Origin of the sequence: Bacillus sp. FSL K6-2944 (assembly GCF_038005385.1) — a bacterium.
Lineage (GTDB): Bacteria > Bacillota > Bacilli > Bacillales > Bacillaceae_G > Bacillus_A > Bacillus_A cereus.
The window spans coordinates 33,977-57,959 of the sequence record NZ_JBBOTE010000010.1 but is presented as its reverse complement, the minus strand read 5'-3'; the positions used below and the strand labels follow the sequence as shown (position 1 = coordinate 57,959).

Genomic DNA, 23,983 nt, shown 5'->3' with positions numbered 1-23,983 from the left:
GGTTCTGAGAGAGACTGAGGGGGAGGTTCCCTCGGTCTACTCACTTTAAAAATTATGGCAAAGGATTTCCGAACGGCACAAAAATGGTTTTTCGCGACAAAAATGTATCTCAAGGAACGATTGAAGTTGGATATTTCACCAGAAAAATCTAGAATAATCAACCTTAGGAAAAATAAATCTGAGTTCTTAGGATATTCATTATATGTAGTACCCAAAAGAAACAAATGGGTGTGTAACTCTAGGATATCAAATAAGAAAAAGAAGCAAATCAAACTTGAGATTAAAAAGCGAATAAAAGCTATTCAATTGTCATCAACTCGGAAAAATGTGCAATTATATAATGCCTATGTACTTGGACTGCGTAACTATTTTAGGTACGTTACACATGTAAATATTGAAATGAAACAGCTTGCATTTAACCTATCATTAGTAATATTCAATCGATTAAAAGGTGTCGGAAAATATGAAGTTCCAATCAATGCACCTCCGGTGTATACAAAATTCTTTAAAAATAATTATCGAACATTTAAAGTATGTGGTATTTACTTATTTCCACTAGCGGATATACAAACAGCAACTATATGGAATTACACGCAAACTCAAACGCCTTACACTCAAAAAGGCCGAAGGATTGCCAAACATATTGAGTTAAATAAATTGGTGTTAAGCGAAATGAAGAAACTATTAACTGCAAATATCCCTAATGAAAGTATAGAATACTTGGATAATCGAATGGCAAGGTATTCTATGTTGAATGGAAAATGTGAGATACTTAAAGAATTTTTACCAGCAAGTGAGCTGCATTGCCACCATTATATTCCGAAGGAATTAGGTGGAACAGATGAATACGCAAATCTTAGAATCATTCATAAAGAACTTCATAGATTAATTCATATGACAAATAAACAAACGATTGAATCTTACTTTCAAAAACATTCGTTGACTGTGGAACAAGTTAAACGAATAAACCAATATCGAAGAGTTTGTAATTTAGAAAAAATTAAACAATAAACAAATTAGATGGAGCGCCGTATGAGATGAAAGTCTCACGTACGGTGTGGAGTGGGGGAAAAGGTAGAGATAACTTCAAATCCTTACCTATCACTAACATATGTTGACAAGAATTCGTGAAAAGATGGTGGAACAGGTAGTACGCATGAAAGATTCTTATTTTACCAACATTGTAGATACGCCGATCAAAGAACGCTATTTCATTATAGTTGATGAATCAGCGAACTTGTGTCCAACACAGGGATTGCCAAAACAAAAGAGAGATATGCTCTATATGTGTCAAGAAATGTTATCGGAAATAGCGAGGATTGGCGGAGCATTGGGGTTTCGCTTGATTTTTTGTACCCAGTACCCGACTTCTGATACATTACCGAGACAGATTAAACAAAATAGTGATGCCAAGATTGGATTCCGCTTACCGACCGTAGTGGCTTCACAGGTGGCGATAGATGAAAGTGGATTAGAAGAACTTCCATCCATACCAGGGCGAGCGCTTTTCAAAACAGATCGTGTAGAAGAAATTCAAGTGCCTTATCTGTCCAATAAGGAAATGTGGAATACATTAAAACAGTATAAGTCTAGTGGTAATAAGTCAAGAGTAAAACAAGACTGATTTTTTCTAGGTGCAATTTTTTAAAGCATACGGAAATAGACCCGACCAAAAATGCAATTTTTTCGGGCCGTTTTCCAAGGGTGCATCAATAACCAAGGGTTATTTTTCTATCACGCTCCTTGGTGGCGTGTAGAGTTGATGGTTACGTAGTAGCGTATCCACCAGACGCACAAATTTTCTTGCGGTTAAGACGATGGCTCTTTTGTGTTGATGTTTGGGTGTTTCGTTGTATTTCTTTTGATAAAACACTTGATATTCAGGCAAATATCTTCTTACTGAATTGGCAGCCTCAACTAAGTAATAGCGAAGATAACGATTGCCTTGTTTGGTTAATGGTGTATTCTCAGACTGATAATTGCCTGATTGCTTGATTTTCCAACTTAATCCGGCGTATTTAGCTAGTTTTGTTTGATCTTCAAAGCGTTGAATTTGTCCAATTTCGGCAAGTAATCCCGCAGCGTAAACTTTGCCAATACCCGGAATACTTGTCAGACATTGATACTCTGGTAAGACAATGACGAGCTGTTCAATTGCCTTATCAAGGTCTTTGATACTAGCTTCTAGTGCACGGATTTCACGGGCAAGAACACTCAAAATAATATTGACAGATTGTTGAGCCACTTCACCTAAGCGGTAAGACATCGTAATGGCGCGTTGAATTGTTTTCGCTAATCCTTCCGGATTTTTAAATCGACCGTTTCCTTTTTCTTGAAGTAAAGAAGCGAAATCTGTTAAAGGCATATGGGCTAACTCATCCAATCCATAATCTTCTGTCATTAAAGACAGTAAGGTTGCGCCAAATACAGAAGAAGTCGTTTTACTATTTTTCAATTCGCGCGTGAGCGCGTTACATTTGTAAGTTAAATTTTCAAGAAAATGCTGTTTCGTTTCTACAAGCTGTCCAATTAGTTGATAACGTGTTCGAGTTAAGCGTTGTAGCGCCATATATTTCTCTTCTTTAATTGGAGAGGTAGTATACCGTTGGATTCTTAAAAAGTCAGCGATTCGCATCGCATCATTTTTATCGGTTTTATCTTCATCAAATATTCGGCTGAATTGTTTGATTCGAAAAGGATTTTCAATTGTAACGACGGTATTGATACGTTGTAGTTCTCGATCCTCGTTAAAAAATGTTGCAGGGTGAAAACTATACATAGAGGTGGACTCCATACCAATCACAATTTGAGAAAACGAGTAGACCTTTTGAAATGTCAAGATTTTTTGTTTGATTTGGCTGGCACCTTCTATGTCATTACCTAGACTCTCTTCCAGAAGGATTGTCAACTTATCATCGTCTGATAAAAAACAAACATCTAGTTTTTCAGAGCTGACATCTAAACCAACAAATAATTTCATTTGGAAGGACCTCCTTTCATGAATAATTTAGAAAATGCTTCGATACTGTGGGATTTCCCAGAAGCTCATTGCGTAACCACAACCTCGCCTACAAGAATACAATGACAGCTTTTTGGGGGCTACCTTTTGAACTACTATTCAAAAGCCCAATTCGCTATCGAAACAGCTAGTGTGTTGGTAGTGATAACAATGGCTCGGGTAACAGACTTAGTATCGTAGACACTGCTACAGGGGTGATAAGCAAATTCCCGATGGATCCTTTCCATACATCCATTGTATCTGAGAAATTCAACAGTATCGAAACAAATTCCGTAAGGAATCTTTTGGTATAGTTTAAGCTTTACATGAGGGTGATTTAAAAACAGAAAGCTTTATCTAAACTATATTTTACGAGGTGGTGAAACAAATTGAAACATCAAAAACTGAAACAAAAATCGAGACAAATCGAGATTTTATCGAGTTTAAGTAAATTAGAATTTGCGTCTAGACGACAGTTGCAAGCCATTCATTGTCTAGGTAGCATTCGGAATGCCAATCGTATTCTGAAGGATTTACGCTCCTACTGTCATGTGACTTCGCACAACCGAGAGTATGTGTATTATCTCAATAAAAAAGGGATGGCACTACTCGGCATACAGGCAAAAGAAAGAAAAAAGAAGCATCAATTAGAACATATCTTATTACGTAATGAAGCATGGATGTGGCTAGATTTTCCTGATTGGAAAACAGAGCAAGTCATCACGCTGCGCTATCAAGGAGAAGAAAAAACAATTGTCCCAGACGCATTTTTCACAAAAGATAATGTCCCCCACTTTGTAGAAATAGATCGGCTTCAGCACATGAAAGTGAATGAAAAGAAAATACAGTATTATGCTTATTTAACTAACATTTATCAGAAGCAACAGAAAATTAAGCCCATCATCATCTTTTGTACGATATCTGACTGTAGGGAGAAGCAATTAATGAATTATGCGCTGAAACATAATGTGTATGTGCAGACATATTTAATGAAAGACGTATGGTAAGCATATACGCTACTCTAAAAAAAATCTTCATATTTAACGTCTTTTTTCAATATCCTTAATCCTTTGTTAATCTTAAAAATTGTAGAATATTTAGGTTGATAGGATTCTTCATTGCATATTCTAGAAATCGTTCCTCTACTTAATTTTGAAGTATTTTCTAAATCTAATTGAGTGATGTCTGACTGTTTGTCTATCCAACGTCCAAATTTGCTTCGCTTTTTACCTAAATTAAACCAGTTCATAATTAACACCCTTATATTTTAATAGTTGCTACAAGGTTGTCCAAGATGTCCAATTTTTATACAGAAGAAACATTTGGACATAAAAGTGAATGCTGATGAATAGATTAATAATAGTAAAATGGATAATTAAAATGTAATTATTTTGCGGAATATAGCATACATATTAATAGCTACAAGTTGCGACTACACTGAAGTATAAATTGCAACTTGTTGTAAAGGGTATGCTAGTAAAATAAAAAAGCGAAAACTCTTACTCTCGCAAGGGGTTTCGCTTTTTGTATGAAGTGAGGGATTGGAGATGGTTAAAAAGAAAAGTAATAATTTCACGTACTATAATGTAAAAGCATGTAAAACAAAAGGGAAACATTTGAAATAAGGGGTTTTCTCTGTCATCCCGTCGATATTTGCTGTATAATAGGGAAGATCAATTAATATGACTTCCAATTATGCGGAGTTTAACATGTTTTACTTTTTTCATAGTAGCTTCAATACAAATCAAAATCCCTATGGATAGCAGGCACACAATACTGACGTTGTATTGTATGCCTGCTCTTTTTTTTAGTATAGGTAAGGCGTAGCAAAGCAAAGCACGCAGTCTTGGCAACGGAATGGCTATAGAATAAGAGAGTAGTGGCGAGGTGTGTAAAGGGAATCCCCTTGAGAGTCAGATGCATGTTTCATGCGATTCCAAGGGGGTTTTGTGTAGGAATACATGATGAATTTTCCAGTATTCCTCTATATGAGTATATGATACAATCAAGGTGTTCCATATATTCCATTATATTGAACACCCATAGCAAATGCCTACAAGCAGGAGGCATTTGTTTCGATTTTTCCCTTCAGGTAAGCTAACGACCTGAAGGGTTTTTATCGTTAGAAAAGGGACAGTTGGATGGGTTCGTGTTCTTCTTTTTCTTGATTTGTACAAGAGATATGTCGATTGTATCCCTTCCCTAATCTTCGCTGCATTTCATCATCTAGTAATTGAATCGCACGCTCTTGTGAGGCTGTATACATGACTACTTCTTGTGTCGGGTATATTTCTCCACTTGGTGCTACGATGGTATAAGAAAGTGTATAGGCACTAATTTTCAAAAAAACGCCTCCTTATTGCGCATAATAGTGAAAGCAATAGAATACATACGTGATGAGGACACCTACAAATATGATACCGTATAATTTTAATCCGATCAGTGCGCATTTAGAAAAAATAGATAATCCTTTTTTTAGAAATGTAAATAAAACACCAGCCAAGAATAAGACAACAGAACCACTTATGAGAAAACTAATCAATATTTTCACCTCTTTTTTTGTGTATGCTGTATGATCGGTTATAGTTCTTCCAAATCTGTTTCCATCATGTATACAGGTGCAACGTGTTCTTGTTCCAGCAAGGTTTGCAACTGTTGTTGGAGTTCAAATCCATCTCCCGACTCAGCCAGCAGAAAAGACTTTGAAAAGTTGTTTCCATCCACAGAATAGCTCACATCAAATAGGTACATACTCACTGTGCCACTTTTTACAGGATTTGAATGGAACGGGTTTATATTGCTCATGTCGAACAACTTGGCGTCCATCAATTCCAAGTTGGAAAAAGGATTCCATTTCAGAAATATCTACCATACTAGTATGTTCAAGTACCTTTACAATGTATCCTGTTACTTGCAGAGGTGGGTTATGACGGTAAGAAAATGTTACATAATCCCCAACGTTAATTTTGTTAATGCTTCCATTAGAAGCCATAGTAGACACCTCCCATCACGTACGTTATTGTGAATAGAATAATAGGTGCAAGAAAAGTACCGAAAAAGTATAGTTGAGACTCGTTACAACCATCAATTCCAAACCATTCACACAGTGCGTAATATTTGGTAAGTAGCTTATTTTTTGGCGTCTGAGGTGTCTGTTGTGGTCTTTCAGAATGTGATACAATAGCTTCATCATTTTTAATTTGTAAAGCGTTTGACATATTTGTCATCCTTTCTGAATGGAAATGATATTGTGGAAAGTCCTCGCAGTCTTGGTGGGTGCTGAGGGCTTTCTATTACCTTCTTTTTTCTTTACCATAAAGACGTTCCATCGCTTCAACAGTGAATAAATATTCTCCACGTTTGTTTCCGGGTTTCAGGAAATACTTAATTAATCCTTGTGTTTTTAACTCGTCGATTATAGGACTATTTTTAATCCGCATTCGTAAGGTGGATTCGTTAATATTCCATCGATAGCTTGCTTCGTTAGTGGTCATAACATCTTGTAGTTTCATGTCATTCATATGCATCTCCTATATGTTGTAAAGGTCTAATGTCCTCTTTTTCCTATATTATAGGTCTATTGTAATGACTTATAAGTCAATTGTAAATTGATATTTTCAAAAAAATATATTTTTAATTGAACGAACTTGAATATCGAGATAAAATAATGCAATGTGACAAAATGTTCAAACAGAAATGGAGAGAGGCATCGCATGTATCCCAAATGGGTTGACAAAATGGCATTTTCAAAAGCACATCAAGAGTTATTAATTCAGTTGTATAGAAAGCAAATCACACGAAGAGAATATGATTCTTTGGTGAATGAGCTATATGTTTTAGAAACAAAGGGGATCTCAAAATAAAACATAAAAAAATTATTTTGAGAGGTTTTTGATATGGAAATAGAATGGAGTGAACTGTAATGAGGGGCAATAAAAAAGAAGAGCAAATACAGAAATTCATACTTATGCAAGAAGAAATCCGGCTATGGATTCAATATGTATTTCAGCAATGGGAGAGCAAGAAACAAGAACAGCACAATTCATTTCCGAAATTAGCATATATAGAGACAGTAGCATTTGAAAGTTCAGAATCATATCAAGAAATAAAAAGACTTTCTGTAGGAATGGTGCGTGAGATGAAAACATATAAAAGAGAAAAATTATTGCTACAAATAATGGAATTGCATCAACATATGCAAAGTATTGTGTCAGCTGTCCTAGAAACGATACAAAAATATTCTGCATCCTAATTAATATATATGGTGATATCCCATTTGAAAAAGTATTGTAAGTGAACAGTAAGTAATAAAAAAGAGTAGCTAATAATGGCTACTCAAAATGGAATACATATTATGGATGATTAACAGTTTTCTCATACAAGCTGTACTTTATACAAAAGGTTAAGAAAATTATAGGTGTTTGCATCCTTTGTCTGTTTTTATTTTAAACATGTTGTTTCAATTTGAATCGAGAACTGGTATTGCTCGTGTGATTCTTCTTCTAGCAGAGTAACAAGGGTTTGTAATTGATGAATGACCTTTTGTTTAGACTTACGTCCTGCATAATGGATATGAAAGGACTCTGAAATAGAGGATTCTACCTGTTCTATAGGTTCTAATGGAATCGTTGTGGGTTCAGATTCTGGAATTACGGGTGCATCTTGCATTGGGATAGTGGGTGCAATTGATTGCGTTTGGACAGGTTCGGTGATAGGAGAAAGTTTTGAATCAGTTGGTGTTTCTTCTTTCCTTTTCGCTTTGGATGCGCTGTTCCTTGCGTTGGAATTTTATGCTTTTTGTACAAATCGTATAGTTTGCTATTATATGTGCCTAAACCTGCGGTAATTTCTTTGTTTGTGAAATGTTCTTTCCAATATTGCAGCCGCATTTTTTGTTCTTCCGCAGGTAGAGATTCGAAAGAAGCTAAGGGAATCCATGTATTCAGTTCTTCGATACGTACTTTTTCCGGCAATGGGAATCACTCCTTGAAAGATGGTATGTTGTATAGATTCTATAGGAAAGAGGGATTCCCCTTGAAAAGAATTGTATAGACCGTTATTTTTCGAAAAATTCTTTATTACTTTAACCCTCTTTTTTGAATTGCTGATTGGGGTTTCTCTGTACCCATCGCATCCAAAAGGGACATTAATGATTAATTTTATACAAAGGAATGTCTTTAGATCCATCTATCCTACCCAATTCATGAATATTTAGGTATTGCTATTTGCAAAGATAGATACAGCAAAGTTAAACTTTCCTCAGTAGCTCACGTTTTTCGATTTCACGATATAACGCTGATTTTGTTACAGCCATCTTTTTCTCAAGTTGCTTAAATTTAGGGAGAATAAATAGGGAGTGTTCTAAACTAGAAAAATCAGGGTTCCTAATCGTTTCCCTAAAATTAGGATTTTAGGGAATATAACAAGCTAATATACCTTTTGGGGGGGGGGGGGGGGTTAGGCAAGAAACCCCAAAATATATTAAAGTATTTGAAATTAATTGAAGGGGAGATTTTAATGAAAAAGAATATAACAATTACTCTAGTATTTGTTCTCCTATTTTTACTGATAAATGGTATAAATGACATTATTGATGGGGCGACCGGAATATTTGACTATACATGGGTTGTATTAGTTGCATTCGCCATGTTGTACAACTTATTTGCTTTATATACATTATATATAAATAAAAATAAATGATTTTTTGTTTATTTTTATATTGCATTGTTAAGATGGCTATTATATACTTCAAATGTCCTTATACATTGGATAAAAAAACATAAATAGAAAGAGGTACAATTAATGGAATTAGATGTTATGTTTGAGATTGCGAAAAATTTTAATCTTCCTGAAAGCACAGCAAAGAAGGTATACAATGCAGTGAATAATGGAGCGGATGCATGGGCAGTAGCTTCTATTATCATTGCGGCGACAGGACCTTTTGCACTTGGAGTAGGCGCAGTTTATATGTTAATTAAGAATCAAATGAAAAAAACTGCTGCTACAGCTGCTATTGCTTGGTAATTAACTTTAAAAAATAAGACTGTCTCCTTTCTTGAGATGGTCTTATTTTTTATTAAAATAATTAGTGCAGGAAAATCATGAGAATAGTAGCCTTTCTTATATTATAGTTTTAAAGGAGTTCTTAGATGAGTAAAGTTAACAATATATTTACAATTATATTTATGCAACATATTTTACATTTTCGCTGGCTTGTATCTCGTTATAACCCTTATGCAGTTTTAAATAAAAAGATGGTTCTTCAAATTATTATTACACTTTCAATTGTATTGGGTTTCGTTTTTTATTTTACATTTTTATCTAGTTTTCATTTTGTTCAAATAAGTGGTATTACACTATCAGTAAGTTTAATGAAAAAGATGTATGCCATTTTCTATATTTTGTTATTTATTTCTTTAATAAAAGGTTCTTTTAATGATGTGTATCTTCGTGCATTTTTTTCTCATGACATTCAACTTTTAAAGTTAAGAAATTTAAGTACTTTTAACATTCAATTTTCTAAATTGATTGATACCTATTTTTTAAATATATTAATTTTTGTACTACCTTTACATAGTGGTATGTTTTACGCAATGATAAAAATTTCAGGTGTGAAAATGTCTGGGTATAGTTTTTGTACTATTTTTGGTGTGGTGATCTTTGCACTGTTTTTTAGAATGACAATACTATTACTGACATATATTTTTGGGAAAGGTAATTCTAATTCCTCTATAGTTACAAGTAGTTTTATTTTTCTGTTTAAGTTACTTATTTTTGGTTGTATAACTTTTATAGTCGTAAGATATTTTTTTGATAGAAATTTACTTAATGTTTGGATTAACGTATTGAATCAGTCAGATTATTTTATTAATTTTTTTGATTATTGGTATCAGTGGCTACCCATATTAATCATAGTCTCTTTAGTTTTTAATATATTTTTATTAAGAAAATATGAATGTCATTTTAATGTATACAAAATAGAAGATAAACAAATTAAGGATAAAAAAAAGGATTCAATATTCACTGAATTATTTATTTCTGAAAAGGTTTATTCAAAAGTTCTTAATATCTTTTTTAAAGACTTACTTTTATTAATTAGAGGGGAAAGTCTATCTTTAGGCTTTATTAAGGGAGGACTTATTGCTTCTGCTTGTTCTTTAGGAGTAATAACTGCTTTTTCTATGAATTTTTCACAGGAACATCATCAAGGTATTTTTATAATAATAGTTTTATCCCATCAAATAGTTTTAGCTGGATTATTATCAGCTAAAATAGGGAAATTATCTAGTATTGATTTAGAAAAGAGTTGGATTGTTTTATACCAAGCTAGATTAAAAAATCCATATTTTATTTATATAGCTAAATTTCATTTACATTTTCTAACGATATTCCCAATCATTCTTATCTCAACTTTTATTTTATTATTCTTTATAAAAGTATCATTTTTCTTAATAGTATGCTTCTTGTTAAGTGCTTTATGTATTTGTTTAACAGTAACTCTGAGTTTTATTTTAGGGAGCGCCTGTTTTCCAGATTTTAATTGGGAAAGTAAAGATAAGGTTAATACATCGATTCTTGGACATTTAACTGAAAATCTGTTCATACGTTCTTATGAAGTAATAAATATTGCTTTTATAGGTACAAAAGTAGCATTTTTATATGCTGGGAAGATAGAGATACAGGATTTTCTATACAGTTATATACAGGTAATTTTAATTACTACATTAATTTGGAATGTTATAATCCTAATTATTTTAAGGGCACCATTATGGAAAGGTTGGAAATTTAAATGATAGTTGTAAAAGATTTAATATATCAATATGAAAGTACAGAAATGGATACATTAAAATCCATTTCATTATCCTTAAAAGAAGGAGAGATTATTGGATTACTGGGGCACAATGGTGCAGGTAAAACTACTTTATTAGAGTGTTTAAGTGGTATTCGTAAGATAAAAAGTGGAGATATACATATTGATAATATAGATGATAATTCGTATAAAAATATAAGTTATATACCCAACGATTTGTACCTATATAATATGTTAACTATTCAAGAAACATTAATTTTTATGGGAAGGCTATATTCGTTGAGTACTAAAGACATACTGAGAAAGGTTGAACCGCTGTTAAAATTATTTTCATTGGAAGAGAAGCGAAATGAATATATAAAAAATTTATCTTATGGCATGAAACAAAAAGTAGCCCTTATATTAGGAATAATTGATTCCCCTAAGTATGTATTGTTAGATGAACCAATGAATGGCTACGATGCCTTGTCTACCAAAACTACAAAAGATTTTTTGTTGAATTATTCCAGAAATAATTCAGCGGGTATTTTACTGTCTTCTCACCGATTAGATATTGTGGAAGATATTTGCGATCGTGTTTATGTAATTAATCAAGGGAATGTAATCTTTGAGGGACTAGTATCAACTTTAAAAAATGATCGTTCTTTTGAAGAGGCCTTAATAGGTATTGTTCAGGGTGAAGATATAAATGAAGAAAAATAATAAAAGAGATGAATTTAAGAAGCGAGTTATGGGGGTTAAAAGCTTTAATAAGTGGATTTCAAAAAAACATTTTTGGAAATTATTTTTTTCTTCAGCATGTATTTATGTATTTGCCTTGATTTTGGGACTAATACTCTCAAAATATATGGGGATTGAAGTGGGGAAAACTGTAGGTGTACAGAATAGCGTCATTAACTATATAGATCATAACTTGAAAAGTGCTCTATTTGTGGCTAGTGGGTTAGTTACTATGTCATTGAGCACGATATATTATTTGTTCTTAAATGGTTTTTTTCTCGGTGTAACATTTATTGCGGTGGGTGATTTTCATTCGTATGGTGTAGCATTTACAAGTGTTTTAGTGCATGGTATTTTTGAAATTCCAGCTATTATATTAGTGGGGGGGATAGGTTTATATCCTGTATGTATAATTTATTATTTATTAAGAAATAAAAAGATAAATATAAAATTACACTTAAGGAATGGCATTTTTATGGCTGTCATTTCTATTGTTTTGTTTATAATTGCAGCAATCTTAGAAGCTTATATTTCCCCGATACTTATTAGTTGGACAACTTAATTGTGTAGCTCTAAGTAATTTTTTGAATATTGTAAAACATGAGGATTAATTTTAATTTCTTATATTATAATTATCAGATATAATTAAAGGAGAATTTGTTTATGAAAATTAATAGTTTTATTCATATTTTCTTCTCTCCGAAAAAAATATTAGAAGAGAATATGAAAAAGTTTGATTTGATATTACCTGTTATTGTAATAGGGTTATGTTCAGCAATTTTAGCAGCTTTAGCAGTACTTGCTTTGCCTAGTGTTGACACTGGAGGAGAATTACAGTATTTAAAAACAATAATGTTAATTTTTGCAGTATTTTTAGGAGTAATTTCACCTTTATTAGGTGTAGTTATAAATTCACTTATTAATTATATTTTATTAACAATTGTCGATTCTTATGTGGAGTTCAGGAAACTAATGATAATTGGTTTTTATGCATATATGCCTGTACTAGTGGATTCATTATTAAAATTAATTATTTCTATAAACATAGGTAAAATATTTCCCTATTCACCAACCTCCATTGCAATATTGTCATCAAAACATGACTCTTTGTTTTCGACGTTAGCGAATAGCTTTAGTATTTGTGGGATTTGGAGTTTGTTTATATATGCCTTAGGAGTCTTTTTAGCTGTAAAAGAAAGTAATTATAATAAAAGAAATAAAGCGGTAATTATAATTGTATGTACAAATATAATTTTTACAGTACTTGTAGGTATATTATTTTCGCAGTCTTAATACTAAGTAGAGGGTGTTGCAAAACTAAAATAAATATGCAATGTTATGAATCAGAAAAACTAGCTGAACATGCAGTAGATAGCGATTTTGACCATACCAACGAGGTTGTTCCAGCCCTCTATCTTTGGGTTTACTAAATTGCTGTTCAATTTTCCCACGCTCTTTCATTAACTGTTTCCCAAAGGTTGTAGTTACAAAATGTGATAACCCACGACGATGTGAACTTTTAATTTGTTCGCCATTTCGTGGGTTAATGGAATTTACCGGAAAGATATCACACATACCTGTAATTTTATAAATATGTTGACTATCATAAGCAGCGTCTGCAATAGAAAACAATACATGTTTGTCTGCTATGTCTTGAAATAATACAGGGGCCATCTTGCTATCGTGTACATTTGCTGTTGTAAACGCGTAAGATAACACAACACCTTCTGGTGTTGAACAAACATGAGCCTTATATCCTTTATACCAACCATAACGAGTCGATTTCCCCCACCTTGCTTGTGAATCATACAAACTACTCCGTAAGGCCGTGCTATCAATTAAAACGCACGGAATTAGTTCCAAGTTAAGTTCCTGAAGAACCTTTTCATGAATGACTGGAATACCTTCTTCACGAAACCAAGTTCCTACACGTGAAAAAGTAGAAATATGAGGAACAAAAGATAGCCCACAAGATGCACGAAAGGAAGGAAATTGATGTGAAAAACGAGTTAATTTGTGTAAAGAATCAATTTGGAATACAATTTTCAGGAAAAAACATTTCAGTAAAGCTTTTCTGCAGATTGGTGGGCGACCTGTAACAGGCGGAACGCCTCCAAGTGTTAAACTGTCTACGTACGCAAATAAAATATGTAAAATCGATTGATTTTCCTCAAAATTGGTTATCATACTAGTAAATCCGTCCTTTCTGGAGATAGTTTGGGATACTATCATTCTTCCAGGAAGACGGCTTTCTTTATGCATGTATGTTTGGATATTTATGAGTTTTGCAACACCCTCAAGTTATCTTATTAAATGTTATAGAATCTTTAAGAAAAATTAAATTAAACAATAGTATAGGTTCTGTTCTAACCTTTTTACAGGTAGAGAGTTAGGGTGAGGTATAGCTGAATTCTATACAAGTGTGAGTAATTTCTGTAATTCATTGTACGTTGAATCGTTTTGATTCCTTTTGTATTTTCGTGCGATATTAAATAATTACCATATGTTTAGTGGTATTTAATTTTGAAAGGAGCAAGTTTATGTTACCAAATACGGTTCGTACTCCAAACAAGAAGAAATGGGTTATTATCGGAGTTATTGCACTAATTGTTATTGTAGCAGCAGTTAATATTTTTATTATGCAAGGTAAGAAGAAGGCTGCATCAACAACGGCTGATGCTGTAAGTTTTGAGAAAGTGACAGAGCGTAAGCTGAATAATACGAAGTTAGTTTCTGGTCAGGTGAAGCCTGGGAATATTGAAAGTTTCTATGCGGATCCGGCCAAAGGGAAAGTGAAAGATATTGAGGTAAAAGAGGGACAAGAGGTAGAGAAAGGTACGAAGTTATTCTCTTATGATAATGAAGAGATTAATCTTCAAATGAAGCAAGCTGAGCTTGATCAGAAGATGGCAGATATGCGTTATGATCAAGGGAAAAAGAAGATTGATTCGCTCAAGAAAGAAATTAAGAAGGTGAAAGATAGCGGAGCTGGGAAAGAAGTAACAGATGGTTCTGTTGCAAAGTTTTTTAAATGAAGCTAAACTGTAGAGAAAATGTACTGAGGAGAATGTTGCATGGGATATTTTAAAGGAAAACAGTTCAAGAAGGACATTATTTTAGTAGCCGTTGGCTACTATTGTCGTTTTTCTTTAAGCTATCGGGATGTATCTGAAATCTTGAAAGAACGTGGTGTTTCCGTTCATCCAACAACTATTATGCGTTGGGTGCATGAATATGGCAATCTCATCTATCAAATGTGGAAGAAGAAAATGAAATCTGCATACCATGTTTGGCATTTAGATGAGACTTATATAAAGGTGAAAGGAGAGTGGTGTTATCTATATCGTGCTATTGATGGTGATGGACACACACTGGACTTTCAACTTCGAAAAACACGTAATCATCAAGCCGCTTACATGTTTATGAAACGATTAGTAAACGCTTTTGGAGAACCAACGGTTCTCACCACAGACAAGGCACCGGCTTTACTTTGTGCATTTAAAAAATTACAAAAAGATGATTTTTATACACATACAAGACACTGTACCGTTAAACATCTCAATAACCTCATTGAACAGGATCATAGACACGTAAAACGACGTTTTGTCAAATCTTCGGGATTTCAAAGTATCCGTCATGCTTCACGTACGATAAAAGGAATTGAAACAATTCAGGCCTTATATAAACAAAACAGAAGTTTGCAGCAATCAAACTTCTGTTTTTCGACGTACAATGAATTACAGAAATTATTCAGAACTGCTTAAACTACAACCGTATTTTGTAGGCAGGTTTATGTTTTCTCAAACTTTGCAACAGAACCGAAATTCCTCTAACACATCATTCATGCTACGACCTAATCTTGTTAAAGAATCAAAAACAATGGTATCCCCCGTACGAGCCAATCTTTTTAACATTTGATAATTTTCTCTCTTCATATTTTTACCAGATTGCTTATCAATAAAAATATCCCGATCTTCTATTCCAAGATATTTCATATTTTCAATCTGACGTTCTTCATTTTGGTCTTTACTGGAAACTCTGACATATCCAAACTTTTTATCTTGCAATCCTTTCACCTCGACCACAATTATAGCTCATTTATATCTGTAAAGGTATATAAAAATTAAAGATGTCTGTAAAAAGGAAAACTAACTTTTATGGACGTGTCTTTCCCTATGTTTCTATGCATCTGTAAAAGTACACCTTTACGGACCGTGTAATTCCACTTTTAATATTTATATAATTTAATAAATAGGTGTTGTATTTGAAAAAATCTTGCTATATTTCATAGCAAGATTTTTGTTTGTTATACAGTTGGAACTACTACAAAAATCAAATGGATTGATTTTTTCAAAGTTTATGAAACAAAGGATTTAGCGAAACGTATTAAATTTTTATTGATTTTTTAGTAAATTCATTATATATTAATTATAAGTTCTTAATACAAGGTCAAATGAACTTGTATTAAGAACTTATATAATCCTTGTGTTTATATTAAGGTATAAACTTTAAAGTAAGCATGGGAATGTTATATACATAATTTTATTGGAATAGAATGGGGGAGGTTATGTCATGCAATCAAATGTAAAATTAGAAGAATGGGAGAAAAAACCATCATTATTGGGAATGTTTACTTCTCCGGGCCTACAATTTGAAAGAATCAAAACAAAGGAAAAAATTTGGGGTATATTCTTTTTAGTAGCAATACTACAAGGTCTTTTAGGAGGTTTAAGTGCGTACGTGATGTATACATCACCTGAGGTGGTCCAAATGCGAGAAAAGTTTGGGGAAGTTGCTGGACAAAGTAATCTCACTGGAGAAATCATTTCTGGAATCGTTTCTAATTTTATTGGGACAATGATTGGAGCACTATTTATTGCAGGAGTTTACAAAGTTTTTATGATATTTTTAGGAAATGATACCACTTATAAAAAATTATTAAGTATCGTTGTATATACAAATGTTATTTTTATTATTGGTGGACTTATAAATATAGTGATCAGTTTTTTAGTGGGTGGTGGCTCAACTCAATATACAGGTTTAGGTGCAATACTTTCTGAGGGTACAATTGCATTTGGAATTGCCAATACAATTGAAGTATTTTACATATGGAATTTAATTTTAATATGGTTAGGCTTGCAAATTACAGCAGGGTTAAGTAAAGGAAAAGCAGCTATACCCATTATTATTTTATTGATCATGAAAGTAACATTTTTAACCGCAATTATGATGTTAATTACAAGTTTCTTACCTGGTGTACCTATGTAATCAAAGGGGATAAGAATGAGTGTCATAAGGAAGGAGACATCTTATGTTTTCATTGGCAGTTGGTGTTGTATTATTAGTGATGATTTTATCGCTCGTTTGGTTCGTAGCTGAAAAGTTAGGCGTTTTTGAATGGATAGGTAATGTTGCCTTACAAATAAAAAATATCTTCAAGGAGGAAGACAATAAGTGAAAAAGAAAATGGGTGCAATTATAGTAGGGATAGGGCTTGTAATAGTTGTCGGATTAATCGCGATGAGTGTAAAAGTAATTGAGCAGGGACACGCAGGTGTAGTTTATAATAGAAGTACAGGTGTTGAAAAAGAAACATTGGGACAAGGGTGGCATCTTGTCTCACCATTTAAACGTGTAACAGAATATCCAGTTTCTACGGAAACGGTACGAGTAAAAAATTTCAATGTACAAACAAAAGACGGTAAACCACTAGCAGTTAGTTTATCTTATGACTATGCAAATGAGCTAGAAAAGCTACCTAAAATATATAATAAATTTAAAGGACAATCGCCTGATGTAATTGAGAACGGCTGGTTACAAACTCGTATTAAAAAAGCAACACTTCATGTATTTTCAAAATACTCCGTTTTAGAAGTATTTCAACATCAAGGAGAAATAAATGCAGCAATCGAAAAAGAATTTCGGGGAATGGTAGATGATACTGGATTTATGGTTGATTCAGTTACACTAGAGGCACCAAAGCCAGATGAGAATACAGCAAAAGCAATACAAGGCGTTGTGGATGCACAACAGCAATTAGAAAAACTAGAAATTGAGAAAAAACAGGCTATTGTTGCTGCAGAACGAGATATAGAAGAAGCAAAGGGAAAAGCACAGGCAAACGAAATCTTGAAACAATCACTTTCTCCTGAGATAGTAGAGATTAAAAAGATTGAAAAGTGGGATGGTAAATTACCACAAGTAAGCGGCGGTGCTACACCATTTGTACAAATTAAATAATAGCTTTTATTGTTCCGTCGAATGATTTATATACAAATCCATTTTCTAAAGGGATGCAAAAAGGCATAAACATAAAGGAATCAGAAATATCTAGACCAATTGGAATGAAATAATGAATTGAAATGTGAAGCCATACAGTTATATAATAAACATACACCTTTTTGAAATTCAGTCGAGGAAGTTGGGGAATTAGGTATAATCATGTCCTCAACTTTCTATTATCTACTACTATAGTGCACATGAAGTGCAAAAGGACGTGCTATATACATGATTTTCTTATATCGGTTTGATTTAAAGGAGAATGGAATCGATTTTGTGCTAAATGAGCAAATCGCTGCGGATATGCTTCCACACTACGATGCTCTGTTGAGGCCATTAGTGGCATCTTTAGCTGATACGTTACGATTGTATCGTTCACTAAGTAAACATCCCACCATTTTAACGGGGAAAATACTGGATAATGGGCAATTAGAAGTGATGTTAAGTGAAGGATTAGGACAATATATAGATGTATATACAAAGAATCAAATTATTTTTGAAAATGGAAAATGTATTGCGGATATCTTAGTAAACGTAATGGACTCTCATACGAGTAAAACATTGAGAAGAATGCATTGACGAGATGAAAAGACAGAAGATAAAGAATGCTATGGTAAAAATGGTAGTTTCAAATGATTCCTTTTTGCCCATTCCCTGGAAAAGGGGTGTTTATGAAAAATATTCCAGTTCCCTGTTTTTTAATGTTTGGAGTTTCTTTGGATCAGGTGGTGCTAGCAAAACAATCTTAGTTATACTTAGAGCGGTTGATTTTCATCCAATCAAAGGATTAACTGGGCTAAACGGATTTGGGTTCCGTTGCAAAGTTTAAAAATCACTCAAATTTATGAATGAACTATACATTTTTCCGTATATTACTGAGCATTTATTCTGAATGAGTGCATGTTAATTCGTATTTTTTTACGAAATTAAAACTTTGCAACAGAACCCGGATTTGTAACATAAACGTTTGTTTTTGTTACGTTGACCATTTATTAATTGGTAGTTTCTGTGTTATTTACCTTTTTCAGGGTATAAACAAAAACCAGGTAGTGTATCGTTTGAATTGTCATAGTGGCATCTTTTTTCGAAAAGAGACGTGATGATATGATTCAAACCTCCAGTAAAAAAGATGATGTAGCAATATCCGTAAATTTGAAATCAATCATAAGAGTTTGTGATAGGTATAGTTGATGAAGACGGGAAGTGGATGGTAGTGGACAAATCACGGTCTGGAAATTCTACACAATTATTACAAGAAATTGATTGGAAAATGCGCCGAATTGAGTCTATCCTTCAGCAGGTTTCTGTAGACGGGTTGATAGAAGAAGCATATGAGATTCACGAGATGCTTATAAAGGTGTCCCAGTTATTGCTCATCTTACAACAAGACCCCAAAATGACACCACTGGCAAAAGGACTTAGTTTACAACTCCAAAGTATACAGGAACAGTACAATCGATTGTTTGGTAAGGGGAAATACCCCGAAAAATTTCTGAATATTCAGAAATAAAAGGTGGACATCTTATGAGATGTCCACCTTTTATTGTCCTAAAATATGGCGTATATCCGACAGTTCCATATTCGTAAATTTCGCAATATCTTCGATATCCATGCCATTTTTATGCATGCCCTGAATCAATTGAATTTTTCCTTTTTCCATTCCTTTTGCTATACCCTCTTGAAGCCCTTCTTCTTTTCCCACTTGCTTCCCTTTTTCCATTCCTTCTTCTATACCAACTTCACGAGCATGTGCTAATTTCGCTTGCTCATCAAATAACACTTTTTCCCGCGCTTCATATGCAAGACGGAAAGAACTACTCTGACTCATATTTTCCCATTTATAGATTGCCTTTTGTAACATCGGGTCTTGTTTCATAGCGATGTCCTCCAGTGTATGGGTCAAATGTTTATCTTCATGCGCTGGTAGTAAAAGTAACCAACGAGCAAATTCATTTTCCCACGGATTAATTTTTTCTTCTCTCCATTGCTGTAGCAATTTCGGAATTTCAATAAAATGGATTTCCAAATCTTCGAGTAACACTTCCTTGTGTTGCCTGCTCCAAAATTGTCCGACTGTATGCATATCATCATATTGAGGAAAGAGATCAAAATCTAATAGATTAATCGCAATCGTTTTCCGTAAAGAACGATAGGGCATTCCTTGCTCTAATTGAGATGTATACAATTTACTCCAATAATACAGGGAACGTTTTACTATTTCTTGTGTATTTCGTAACTGTATTTCTACATTTATCTTCGTCCCATCTTGAAGTGTAGCTAATATATCTAGTATGGATAATTTATCTTCTTCGTATTCTTTATGGAGGTGTGGGTCTTCAATTTTTAGCGATACTATCGGTATAGATAAGGATTCATGCAAGATTGCATTTAAAAAAGAAACCAATAATTCCTCTTGTCCTTGTACACCAAATAATTGCTTAAAAGCAAAATCCACTCGTAAATTGACTAAAGGTTGATTCATAGAGTGAGTCACCTTTCTTATTTCATATTCTGTCTTTTTTGGGGGAATGGGCAAAGAAAGTATATATCTATTGTAGCGGAGGAAGGAGAGAAGAAGCAACCTTTGTTTTGGGTGTTTTATTTTATTCTTTTTATTATGGTACGTGAAATTTTATAAACCTCTTGTATATGCACTTATTCTCACTGATTTATATCCCTTTCTACCTTAAATATTTACTATCCATCTTTTCATACCCTTATCTATTTGTATGGGGGCTTTTTATCTTTCAAGACCTAAATGTATTCGACACTCTCTTCTCTTTCGTTATAGAGGAATCTGAGCGTTCGTTTTTTATCACCCTCGGCTAATAAATTGGATTTCTTTTCCATTTGCTAGGTGGTATTCAAGTGAACAGAACATTATCCTGTACATCCTGAATTACATGTGAATCGTCAAATGGGCCGAACAGTAAGACACCGCTCGTTGCTTCAACTCTTCGTACGTGCATAATCTTTGTTTCTCAAATAATTTCGGATGTTTCTGTCTATAGTATTGGAACAATTCTTCTCCATTATTCCGTATACGATACTGACGTGTTTCTCTAATTGTGCCTGGGATTTCTTCCGGATCAAATTGTCCTAGAATTTGTAATGCTTGTGAAGAGGGAATTTCTTTCCCTGTCACATAGGCATGGATAAAAAGGATTTCTTTTATTGTTATATACGTGTAATATGAATTCACATCCATAAAAGAATCCCCTCCTCGTTCTATTTTTGTATCTGTACATGACTAGGCAGATACAAAAAGCTATCTGTTTATCCCATCAGTATGTGAACCGTTTGTTTCACTTGTTTATCGTCCACTCGATAAAATACTTCTGTTCCTTTGCGTTCATGTGATAACACTTTATGATTTCTCATTTTATGAAGATGTTGTGAAACCGTAGATTGCGGTAATGTTAAAATCTGTTGTAATTGGGTAACATTTAAAGTCTTTTTCCCTAATAATTGATGTACAATTTGTAGACGGACAGGATGTGCTAATACTCTCAGTATTTCCGCACTTCGTTCGAGTTCATAGTGAAGATCATTGAGCTCCATATAAAAAACATTTGTCATCTTCTTTCGCCTCATTCTTTCTTATTTCTTTAATCACCACCACCGCAGCTACCTCCACTATCTCCACCAAAAGACCCACCGCAATCATATGAACTACCATCATACACGCTATCATGATTTGAACCCGAACAGGAAAATAATGGTGATGAATTATGTGTGTTATTTTGTTTCGTCAAGTTTACTTTCTTTTTGTTTAATGGGACAGCTGTTAAGATTGTTCCAATTACAACAAATAGTATGATAACAATAAATTCCATATAATAACCTCCCCCTACTTCGTTTCTTTTATAATCGGATTGTTGAAATGGCATGTTTATACACAAGCTGTTGTTTCCCGTCCACTTCTACCAAAATCGAATATACATCATATCCTTTTATTGTTCCTTTGATATGAAATCCATTAACTAAAATCATTGTCATGTTCTTTTTTCTTTGCACTGCTTCTTGTAGTACTTGTTCCTGAAAGGATAGCATATCTTTTGTTCTTTCCTTTTGAGGTACGTGTGGTTTTCTTTCCAATGTTTCCTTCCCCCTTCTTCTCAGGCTCTTACAAGATATTGTTCTAATTCTTTCCTCAATTGTTTCGCCCCTTCTGGACTCAACGCTAGCTTTCCATCTCCTAGTTTCATATGCTGGGAGGATACTTCTCCTGTAATGGGACAAACGTCATATCCCTTATATTTCTGCAGAATAATCTCTTCTCCCTCTACAAATATTTCTACCCAGTCTTTTTCTGCTATTTCCAGTACTCTTCTTGTTTCTCTCGGTATGACAATTCTTCCTAAATGGTCTATTTTGCGTAAAATTCCTGTTGATTTCAACTGTCATTTCCTCCTCCATTTTCTATGTATAACATTCCAACCTTATTTTTATCTTTCTTGTTCTTCTATCACTAATTGTACTCGAAACATGGTTTCTTCTCCTTCTAATACAGCACCCATTTTCAATAGACGATTGATTAATTCTTCGGAACTGTATACACCTGATAAGGTCGTGCGATATCCTTGTATTGGTGCAGCTACTGGTATCCGGTGCACCACTTCAGAATCTGTATCAAAAAGAGAAATTTGTTCTATTGGTGGCAACACTTCTCTTTGTTTTGGTTTCGTTTGTTTCCCTGTTTTTCGGTTTTTCTGACGTGATTCTTTTCGTTTTGCCACTACATTTTCCTTAGGAAGAGCGGGCAATTCTAGCTCCTTAATTAAGCTATACAACTTCGTTGTACTCATTTTCCAGTGCTTTACGATATCCTTCATATGAAAATGCATCCGGTAGCCCTGTAACATTTGTTTTTGCTGTTCTACAGGCAACATTTCAAATTCTGTCCGGCTCATCATTGTTTCATACATATTTGAAATCTCCACCTTCGATGCTTTTTGGTAGCTTCGTTTCTCTTTTCCTTTCAGCATGTCAGTCGGAAATAACATCTTTCCGACATATCCTCGTTTTCCTGTTTTATGATGAACGCCTGAAGCAATTCGCTTTCTTTCACGAATTTCTTCTTGCAGCACTCGCTGTACTTCCATTTCTTCACCCCGTACATTTCACATTTTATATATCGCTAACAATAGATATCAGGCTTATAAAAAGAATCCCAACTCATTTTCTAAAAGAATTGGAATTAATGTATACATATGTCATATTTCAATCTTACCACATTTTTACCCTACATCGAGGAAAGAATCGAATGTTCTGACTATAAAAAATGTTTGAACCATCTATAAGAACGGCAATATATGGATTCCATTACAATCTTTCTTTACATGAATGACCAATATATGATTATTAAATCATAATACACATGTAACCAATATGCCATGTGTATATTTCTAGTATGAACAAACCATAAAAGATGCAGAGCAGCTGGCATTCCCACAAGCAAAATACACTGTAATACATTAAAATGGTATGCTGTTAGATGCATCATACCAAATGTAACACCCGCTACTAACATAGCTAGAAGAACGATAGCTGTATTTCCTTTCTTTATGCATGTTATACACTTATACCAGAAAAAGAAAAACACAACAAACATGAGGTTCTCCCCCAACAATTGAACGAGCAAACCAGGTATGCTCAACATTCTTTCTACTTTACTCGTGTTATCCATAACATGTGGAGATATATCCATAGAAATGAGACTTTCTACAATATGTCCCCACAAATAGGCTAACCATAGTAGTAAACATGCTAACAACAGACATTTCATATGCTGGAGAATGGTCATTCTTTGAAACAATTGTTTCATGGAATCTCGAAATACATAGCAAAAACTAGCCGCAATGGGTACTGTATATACGAGTGCTTTTATCCAAGCTTGTATGATAATAGGGGTATGTTGTAGCCATGCATGTAGAAGCAATTCGTAAGGTACATACACCATCGCAATACTAATTAGAACCAGCATACCCAAACTCCATATACTTTTCGATTGTACATGACGATGTAAGTAAGAATCTATTTGCTGAAAATCAAACACTGGTTCTTCTTTTATAACAGGTGAGATTGTCTCTTTTTGCATTCTCAATCTATCATTCCTACTTTCTATCCATCACATAGCATTTCCATCCTGTATTCCTACAGCAAAATGATGAAAC

At 33.7% G+C, this 23,983-nt stretch carries 31 protein-coding genes and 4 pseudogenes; 17 read left to right on the top strand and 18 right to left on the bottom strand.

What is annotated here, in order from left to right; all coding sequences use genetic code 11:
- Positions 1–48: 48 nt before the first annotated feature.
- Together MHH55_RS35430 and MHH55_RS35425 are read left to right on the top strand one after the other, a co-directional pair.
- Positions 49–1,011 (top strand): annotated as a pseudogene (locus tag MHH55_RS35430) (group II intron reverse transcriptase); the annotation flags it as partial.
- 78 nt (positions 1,012–1,089) lie between these two features.
- Positions 1,090–1,588 (top strand): annotated as a pseudogene (locus MHH55_RS35425) (FtsK/SpoIIIE domain-containing protein); the annotation flags it as partial.
- Between the two features lie 135 nt (positions 1,589–1,723).
- Here MHH55_RS35425 and MHH55_RS35420 read toward each other — a convergent pair.
- On the bottom strand, positions 1,724–2,980 hold the full coding sequence (locus tag MHH55_RS35420) for an IS110 family transposase (protein ID WP_078188167.1): 1,257 nt from the start codon (positions 2,978–2,980) through the stop codon (positions 1,724–1,726).
- 407 nt (positions 2,981–3,387) lie between these two features.
- Here MHH55_RS35420 and MHH55_RS35415 point away from each other — a divergent pair, with 407 nt between their 5' ends.
- Positions 3,388–4,005: a replication-relaxation family protein gene (locus MHH55_RS35415; protein WP_078188153.1), complete on the top strand. Its 618-nt coding sequence runs from the start codon at positions 3,388–3,390 to the stop codon at positions 4,003–4,005.
- Between the two features lie 14 nt (positions 4,006–4,019).
- Here the strand turns inward: MHH55_RS35415 and MHH55_RS35410 are convergent, their stop codons facing one another.
- The 6 genes from MHH55_RS35410 to MHH55_RS35385 form a co-directional block, all read right to left on the bottom strand.
- Positions 4,020–4,247: a transcriptional regulator gene (locus tag MHH55_RS35410; protein ID WP_078188154.1), complete on the bottom strand. Its 228-nt coding sequence runs from the start codon at positions 4,245–4,247 to the stop codon at positions 4,020–4,022.
- A gap of 873 nt (positions 4,248–5,120) precedes the next feature.
- Complete coding sequence (locus MHH55_RS35405) at positions 5,121–5,342, bottom strand: hypothetical protein (protein ID WP_065486452.1); 222 nt, start codon at positions 5,340–5,342, stop codon at positions 5,121–5,123.
- A gap of 236 nt (positions 5,343–5,578) precedes the next feature.
- Positions 5,579–5,749 (bottom strand): hypothetical protein, encoded by a 171-nt coding sequence (locus tag MHH55_RS35400; RefSeq protein ID WP_199664374.1) that lies wholly within the window; start codon positions 5,747–5,749, stop codon positions 5,579–5,581.
- Positions 5,736–5,990 carry a DUF2187 family protein gene (locus tag MHH55_RS35395; RefSeq protein ID WP_340882746.1) on the bottom strand — a complete coding sequence of 85 codons (255 nt, stop codon included), beginning with the start codon at positions 5,988–5,990 and terminating at the stop codon, positions 5,736–5,738. Before MHH55_RS35395 ends, MHH55_RS35400 begins: the two co-directional genes overlap by 14 nt.
- Positions 5,980–6,216 carry a hypothetical protein gene (locus MHH55_RS35390; protein ID WP_078188140.1) on the bottom strand — a complete coding sequence of 79 codons (237 nt, stop codon included), beginning with the start codon at positions 6,214–6,216 and terminating at the stop codon, positions 5,980–5,982. The genes MHH55_RS35395 and MHH55_RS35390 overlap by 11 nt, the downstream gene beginning before the upstream one ends.
- A 75-nt stretch (positions 6,217–6,291) precedes the next feature.
- On the bottom strand, positions 6,292–6,519 hold the full coding sequence (locus tag MHH55_RS35385) for a helix-turn-helix domain-containing protein (RefSeq protein ID WP_078188141.1): 228 nt from the start codon (positions 6,517–6,519) through the stop codon (positions 6,292–6,294).
- A gap of 401 nt (positions 6,520–6,920) precedes the next feature.
- Here MHH55_RS35385 and MHH55_RS35380 point away from each other — a divergent pair, with 401 nt between their 5' ends.
- Entirely contained in the window at positions 6,921–7,250 is a 330-nt protein-coding gene (locus MHH55_RS35380; RefSeq protein ID WP_340882744.1) for a hypothetical protein, read from the top strand.
- A gap of 397 nt (positions 7,251–7,647) precedes the next feature.
- Here the strand turns inward: MHH55_RS35380 and MHH55_RS35375 are convergent, their stop codons facing one another.
- Positions 7,648–7,971, bottom strand: a complete 324-nt coding sequence (locus MHH55_RS35375; RefSeq protein WP_254849837.1) for a hypothetical protein — start codon at positions 7,969–7,971, stop codon at positions 7,648–7,650.
- A gap of 829 nt (positions 7,972–8,800) precedes the next feature.
- Here MHH55_RS35375 and MHH55_RS35370 point away from each other — a divergent pair.
- From MHH55_RS35370 to MHH55_RS35350, 5 genes are all read left to right on the top strand, one after another.
- Positions 8,801–9,022, top strand: a complete 222-nt coding sequence (locus MHH55_RS35370) for a circular bacteriocin, circularin A/uberolysin family (protein WP_078187868.1) — start codon at positions 8,801–8,803, stop codon at positions 9,020–9,022.
- 125 nt (positions 9,023–9,147) lie between these two features.
- Positions 9,148–10,791, top strand: a complete 1,644-nt coding sequence (locus MHH55_RS35365) for a hypothetical protein (RefSeq protein WP_078187870.1) — start codon at positions 9,148–9,150, stop codon at positions 10,789–10,791.
- Positions 10,788–11,510: an ABC transporter ATP-binding protein gene (locus tag MHH55_RS35360; RefSeq protein WP_078187872.1), complete on the top strand. Its 723-nt coding sequence runs from the start codon at positions 10,788–10,790 to the stop codon at positions 11,508–11,510. The genes MHH55_RS35365 and MHH55_RS35360 overlap by 4 nt, the downstream gene beginning before the upstream one ends.
- Complete coding sequence (locus tag MHH55_RS35355) at positions 11,497–12,090, top strand: stage II sporulation protein M (RefSeq protein ID WP_078187874.1); 594 nt, start codon at positions 11,497–11,499, stop codon at positions 12,088–12,090. Before MHH55_RS35360 ends, MHH55_RS35355 begins: the two co-directional genes overlap by 14 nt.
- Before the next feature lie 101 nt (positions 12,091–12,191).
- On the top strand, positions 12,192–12,821 hold the full coding sequence (locus tag MHH55_RS35350; protein ID WP_078187876.1) for a YIP1 family protein: 630 nt from the start codon (positions 12,192–12,194) through the stop codon (positions 12,819–12,821).
- Between the two features lie 24 nt (positions 12,822–12,845).
- Here the strand turns inward: MHH55_RS35350 and MHH55_RS35345 are convergent, their stop codons facing one another.
- A complete protein-coding gene (locus MHH55_RS35345) occupies positions 12,846–13,715 on the bottom strand; it encodes a transposase (protein ID WP_340882739.1) in 870 nt (289 codons plus the stop codon).
- A gap of 353 nt (positions 13,716–14,068) precedes the next feature.
- Here MHH55_RS35345 and MHH55_RS35340 point away from each other — a divergent pair.
- Positions 14,069–14,536: pseudogene (locus tag MHH55_RS35340) on the top strand (efflux transporter periplasmic adaptor subunit); the annotation flags it as partial.
- A gap of 66 nt (positions 14,537–14,602) precedes the next feature.
- The gene (locus MHH55_RS35335; protein ID WP_078187878.1) at positions 14,603–15,292 is read left to right on the top strand and encodes an IS6 family transposase; all 690 of its coding nucleotides are present in this window, start codon (positions 14,603–14,605) and stop codon (positions 15,290–15,292) included.
- A 51-nt stretch (positions 15,293–15,343) separates the two neighbouring features.
- On the opposite strand, the pseudogene MHH55_RS35330 reads toward MHH55_RS35335, so the two are convergent.
- A pseudogene (locus MHH55_RS35330) lies at positions 15,344–15,595 on the bottom strand (recombinase family protein); the annotation flags it as partial.
- Between the two features lie 505 nt (positions 15,596–16,100).
- On the opposite strand from MHH55_RS35330, the gene MHH55_RS35325 reads away from it, so the two are divergent.
- From MHH55_RS35325 to MHH55_RS35300, 6 genes are all read left to right on the top strand, one after another.
- Positions 16,101–16,796: a Yip1 family protein gene (locus MHH55_RS35325; RefSeq protein WP_023523678.1), complete on the top strand. Its 696-nt coding sequence runs from the start codon at positions 16,101–16,103 to the stop codon at positions 16,794–16,796.
- Positions 16,797–16,839: 43 nt separating this feature from the next.
- The gene (locus tag MHH55_RS35320; RefSeq protein WP_023523677.1) at positions 16,840–16,986 is read left to right on the top strand and encodes a hypothetical protein; all 147 of its coding nucleotides are present in this window, start codon (positions 16,840–16,842) and stop codon (positions 16,984–16,986) included.
- Positions 16,983–17,768 carry a prohibitin family protein gene (locus MHH55_RS35315; protein WP_078186569.1) on the top strand — a complete coding sequence of 262 codons (786 nt, stop codon included), beginning with the start codon at positions 16,983–16,985 and terminating at the stop codon, positions 17,766–17,768. The genes MHH55_RS35320 and MHH55_RS35315 overlap by 4 nt, the downstream gene beginning before the upstream one ends.
- Positions 17,769–18,035: 267 nt before the next feature.
- Positions 18,036–18,386 carry a hypothetical protein gene (locus tag MHH55_RS35310; RefSeq protein ID WP_078186570.1) on the top strand — a complete coding sequence of 117 codons (351 nt, stop codon included), beginning with the start codon at positions 18,036–18,038 and terminating at the stop codon, positions 18,384–18,386.
- A gap of 4 nt (positions 18,387–18,390) precedes the next feature.
- Positions 18,391–18,636, top strand: coding sequence for a hypothetical protein (locus MHH55_RS35305; RefSeq protein ID WP_078186571.1), 246 nt, complete (start codon positions 18,391–18,393; stop codon positions 18,634–18,636).
- 378 nt (positions 18,637–19,014) lie between these two features.
- On the top strand, positions 19,015–19,317 hold the full coding sequence (locus MHH55_RS35300; RefSeq protein ID WP_139362437.1) for a hypothetical protein: 303 nt from the start codon (positions 19,015–19,017) through the stop codon (positions 19,315–19,317).
- Between the two features lie 30 nt (positions 19,318–19,347).
- Here MHH55_RS35300 and MHH55_RS35295 read toward each other — a convergent pair whose 3' ends face one another.
- The 8 genes from MHH55_RS35295 to MHH55_RS35260 all read right to left on the bottom strand — a co-directional run bounded on the left by MHH55_RS35295 (position 19,348) and on the right by MHH55_RS35260 (position 23,907).
- The gene (locus tag MHH55_RS35295) at positions 19,348–20,289 is read right to left on the bottom strand and encodes an Rpn family recombination-promoting nuclease/putative transposase (RefSeq protein ID WP_078186572.1); all 942 of its coding nucleotides are present in this window, start codon (positions 20,287–20,289) and stop codon (positions 19,348–19,350) included.
- 417 nt (positions 20,290–20,706) lie between these two features.
- Positions 20,707–21,015, bottom strand: a complete 309-nt coding sequence (locus tag MHH55_RS35290; RefSeq protein ID WP_078186573.1) for a hypothetical protein — start codon at positions 21,013–21,015, stop codon at positions 20,707–20,709.
- 68 nt (positions 21,016–21,083) lie between these two features.
- Positions 21,084–21,386 carry an ArsR/SmtB family transcription factor gene (locus MHH55_RS35285; RefSeq protein WP_078186574.1) on the bottom strand — a complete coding sequence of 101 codons (303 nt, stop codon included), beginning with the start codon at positions 21,384–21,386 and terminating at the stop codon, positions 21,084–21,086.
- A gap of 29 nt (positions 21,387–21,415) precedes the next feature.
- Positions 21,416–21,643: a hypothetical protein gene (locus tag MHH55_RS35280; RefSeq protein WP_078186575.1), complete on the bottom strand. Its 228-nt coding sequence runs from the start codon at positions 21,641–21,643 to the stop codon at positions 21,416–21,418.
- A 28-nt stretch (positions 21,644–21,671) separates the two neighbouring features.
- On the bottom strand, positions 21,672–21,860 hold the full coding sequence (hfq, locus tag MHH55_RS35275) for an RNA chaperone Hfq (protein ID WP_078186614.1): 189 nt from the start codon (positions 21,858–21,860) through the stop codon (positions 21,672–21,674).
- 65 nt (positions 21,861–21,925) lie between these two features.
- Positions 21,926–22,207 (bottom strand): AbrB/MazE/SpoVT family DNA-binding domain-containing protein, encoded by a 282-nt coding sequence (locus MHH55_RS35270; protein WP_078186576.1) that lies wholly within the window; start codon positions 22,205–22,207, stop codon positions 21,926–21,928.
- A 48-nt stretch (positions 22,208–22,255) separates the two neighbouring features.
- Positions 22,256–22,912, bottom strand: a complete 657-nt coding sequence (locus MHH55_RS35265; protein WP_078186577.1) for a hypothetical protein — start codon at positions 22,910–22,912, stop codon at positions 22,256–22,258.
- A gap of 233 nt (positions 22,913–23,145) precedes the next feature.
- Positions 23,146–23,907, bottom strand: coding sequence for a hypothetical protein (locus tag MHH55_RS35260; RefSeq protein ID WP_078186578.1), 762 nt, complete (start codon positions 23,905–23,907; stop codon positions 23,146–23,148).
- Positions 23,908–23,983: the final 76 nt, after the last annotated feature.

What these genes read in the sequence shown, in the direction of transcription:
- MHH55_RS35420 (WP_078188167.1), bottom strand. Translation starts at nt 2,980, where the DNA reads ATGAAATTATTTGTTGGTTTAGATGTCAGCTCTGAAAAACTAGATGTT.
- MHH55_RS35410 (WP_078188154.1), bottom strand. Translation starts at nt 4,247, where the DNA reads ATGAACTGGTTTAATTTAGGTAAAAAGCGAAGCAAATTTGGACGTTGG.
- MHH55_RS35400 (WP_199664374.1), bottom strand. Translation starts at nt 5,749, where the DNA reads ATGTACCTATTTGATGTGAGCTATTCTGTGGATGGAAACAACTTTTCA.
- MHH55_RS35395 (WP_340882746.1), bottom strand. Translation starts at nt 5,990, where the DNA reads ATGGCTTCTAATGGAAGCATTAACAAAATTAACGTTGGGGATTATGTA.
- MHH55_RS35390 (WP_078188140.1), bottom strand. Translation starts at nt 6,216, where the DNA reads ATGTCAAACGCTTTACAAATTAAAAATGATGAAGCTATTGTATCACAT.
- MHH55_RS35385 (WP_078188141.1), bottom strand. Translation starts at nt 6,519, where the DNA reads ATGAATGACATGAAACTACAAGATGTTATGACCACTAACGAAGCAAGC.
- MHH55_RS35380 (WP_340882744.1), top strand. Translation starts at nt 6,921, where the DNA reads ATGAGGGGCAATAAAAAAGAAGAGCAAATACAGAAATTCATACTTATG.
- MHH55_RS35370 (WP_078187868.1), top strand. Translation starts at nt 8,801, where the DNA reads ATGGAATTAGATGTTATGTTTGAGATTGCGAAAAATTTTAATCTTCCT.
- MHH55_RS35365 (WP_078187870.1), top strand. Translation starts at nt 9,148, where the DNA reads ATGAGTAAAGTTAACAATATATTTACAATTATATTTATGCAACATATT.
- MHH55_RS35360 (WP_078187872.1), top strand. Translation starts at nt 10,788, where the DNA reads ATGATAGTTGTAAAAGATTTAATATATCAATATGAAAGTACAGAAATG.
- MHH55_RS35355 (WP_078187874.1), top strand. Translation starts at nt 11,497, where the DNA reads ATGAAGAAAAATAATAAAAGAGATGAATTTAAGAAGCGAGTTATGGGG.
- MHH55_RS35350 (WP_078187876.1), top strand. Translation starts at nt 12,192, where the DNA reads ATGAAAATTAATAGTTTTATTCATATTTTCTTCTCTCCGAAAAAAATA.
- MHH55_RS35345 (WP_340882739.1), bottom strand. Translation starts at nt 13,715, where the DNA reads ATGATAACCAATTTTGAGGAAAATCAATCGATTTTACATATTTTATTT.
- MHH55_RS35335 (WP_078187878.1), top strand. Translation starts at nt 14,603, where the DNA reads ATGGGATATTTTAAAGGAAAACAGTTCAAGAAGGACATTATTTTAGTA.
- MHH55_RS35325 (WP_023523678.1), top strand. Translation starts at nt 16,101, where the DNA reads ATGCAATCAAATGTAAAATTAGAAGAATGGGAGAAAAAACCATCATTA.
- MHH55_RS35320 (WP_023523677.1), top strand. Translation starts at nt 16,840, where the DNA reads ATGTTTTCATTGGCAGTTGGTGTTGTATTATTAGTGATGATTTTATCG.
- MHH55_RS35310 (WP_078186570.1), top strand. Translation starts at nt 18,036, where the DNA reads ATGATTTTCTTATATCGGTTTGATTTAAAGGAGAATGGAATCGATTTT.
- MHH55_RS35305 (WP_078186571.1), top strand. Translation starts at nt 18,391, where the DNA reads ATGAAAAGACAGAAGATAAAGAATGCTATGGTAAAAATGGTAGTTTCA.
- MHH55_RS35300 (WP_139362437.1), top strand. Translation starts at nt 19,015, where the DNA reads ATGGTAGTGGACAAATCACGGTCTGGAAATTCTACACAATTATTACAA.
- MHH55_RS35295 (WP_078186572.1), bottom strand. Translation starts at nt 20,289, where the DNA reads ATGAATCAACCTTTAGTCAATTTACGAGTGGATTTTGCTTTTAAGCAA.
- MHH55_RS35290 (WP_078186573.1), bottom strand. Translation starts at nt 21,015, where the DNA reads ATGGATGTGAATTCATATTACACGTATATAACAATAAAAGAAATCCTT.
- MHH55_RS35285 (WP_078186574.1), bottom strand. Translation starts at nt 21,386, where the DNA reads ATGACAAATGTTTTTTATATGGAGCTCAATGATCTTCACTATGAACTC.
- MHH55_RS35280 (WP_078186575.1), bottom strand. Translation starts at nt 21,643, where the DNA reads ATGGAATTTATTGTTATCATACTATTTGTTGTAATTGGAACAATCTTA.
- hfq (WP_078186614.1), bottom strand. Translation starts at nt 21,860, where the DNA reads ATGCTATCCTTTCAGGAACAAGTACTACAAGAAGCAGTGCAAAGAAAA.
- MHH55_RS35265 (WP_078186577.1), bottom strand. Translation starts at nt 22,912, where the DNA reads ATGGAAGTACAGCGAGTGCTGCAAGAAGAAATTCGTGAAAGAAAGCGA.
- MHH55_RS35260 (WP_078186578.1), bottom strand. Translation starts at nt 23,907, where the DNA reads ATGCAAAAAGAGACAATCTCACCTGTTATAAAAGAAGAACCAGTGTTT.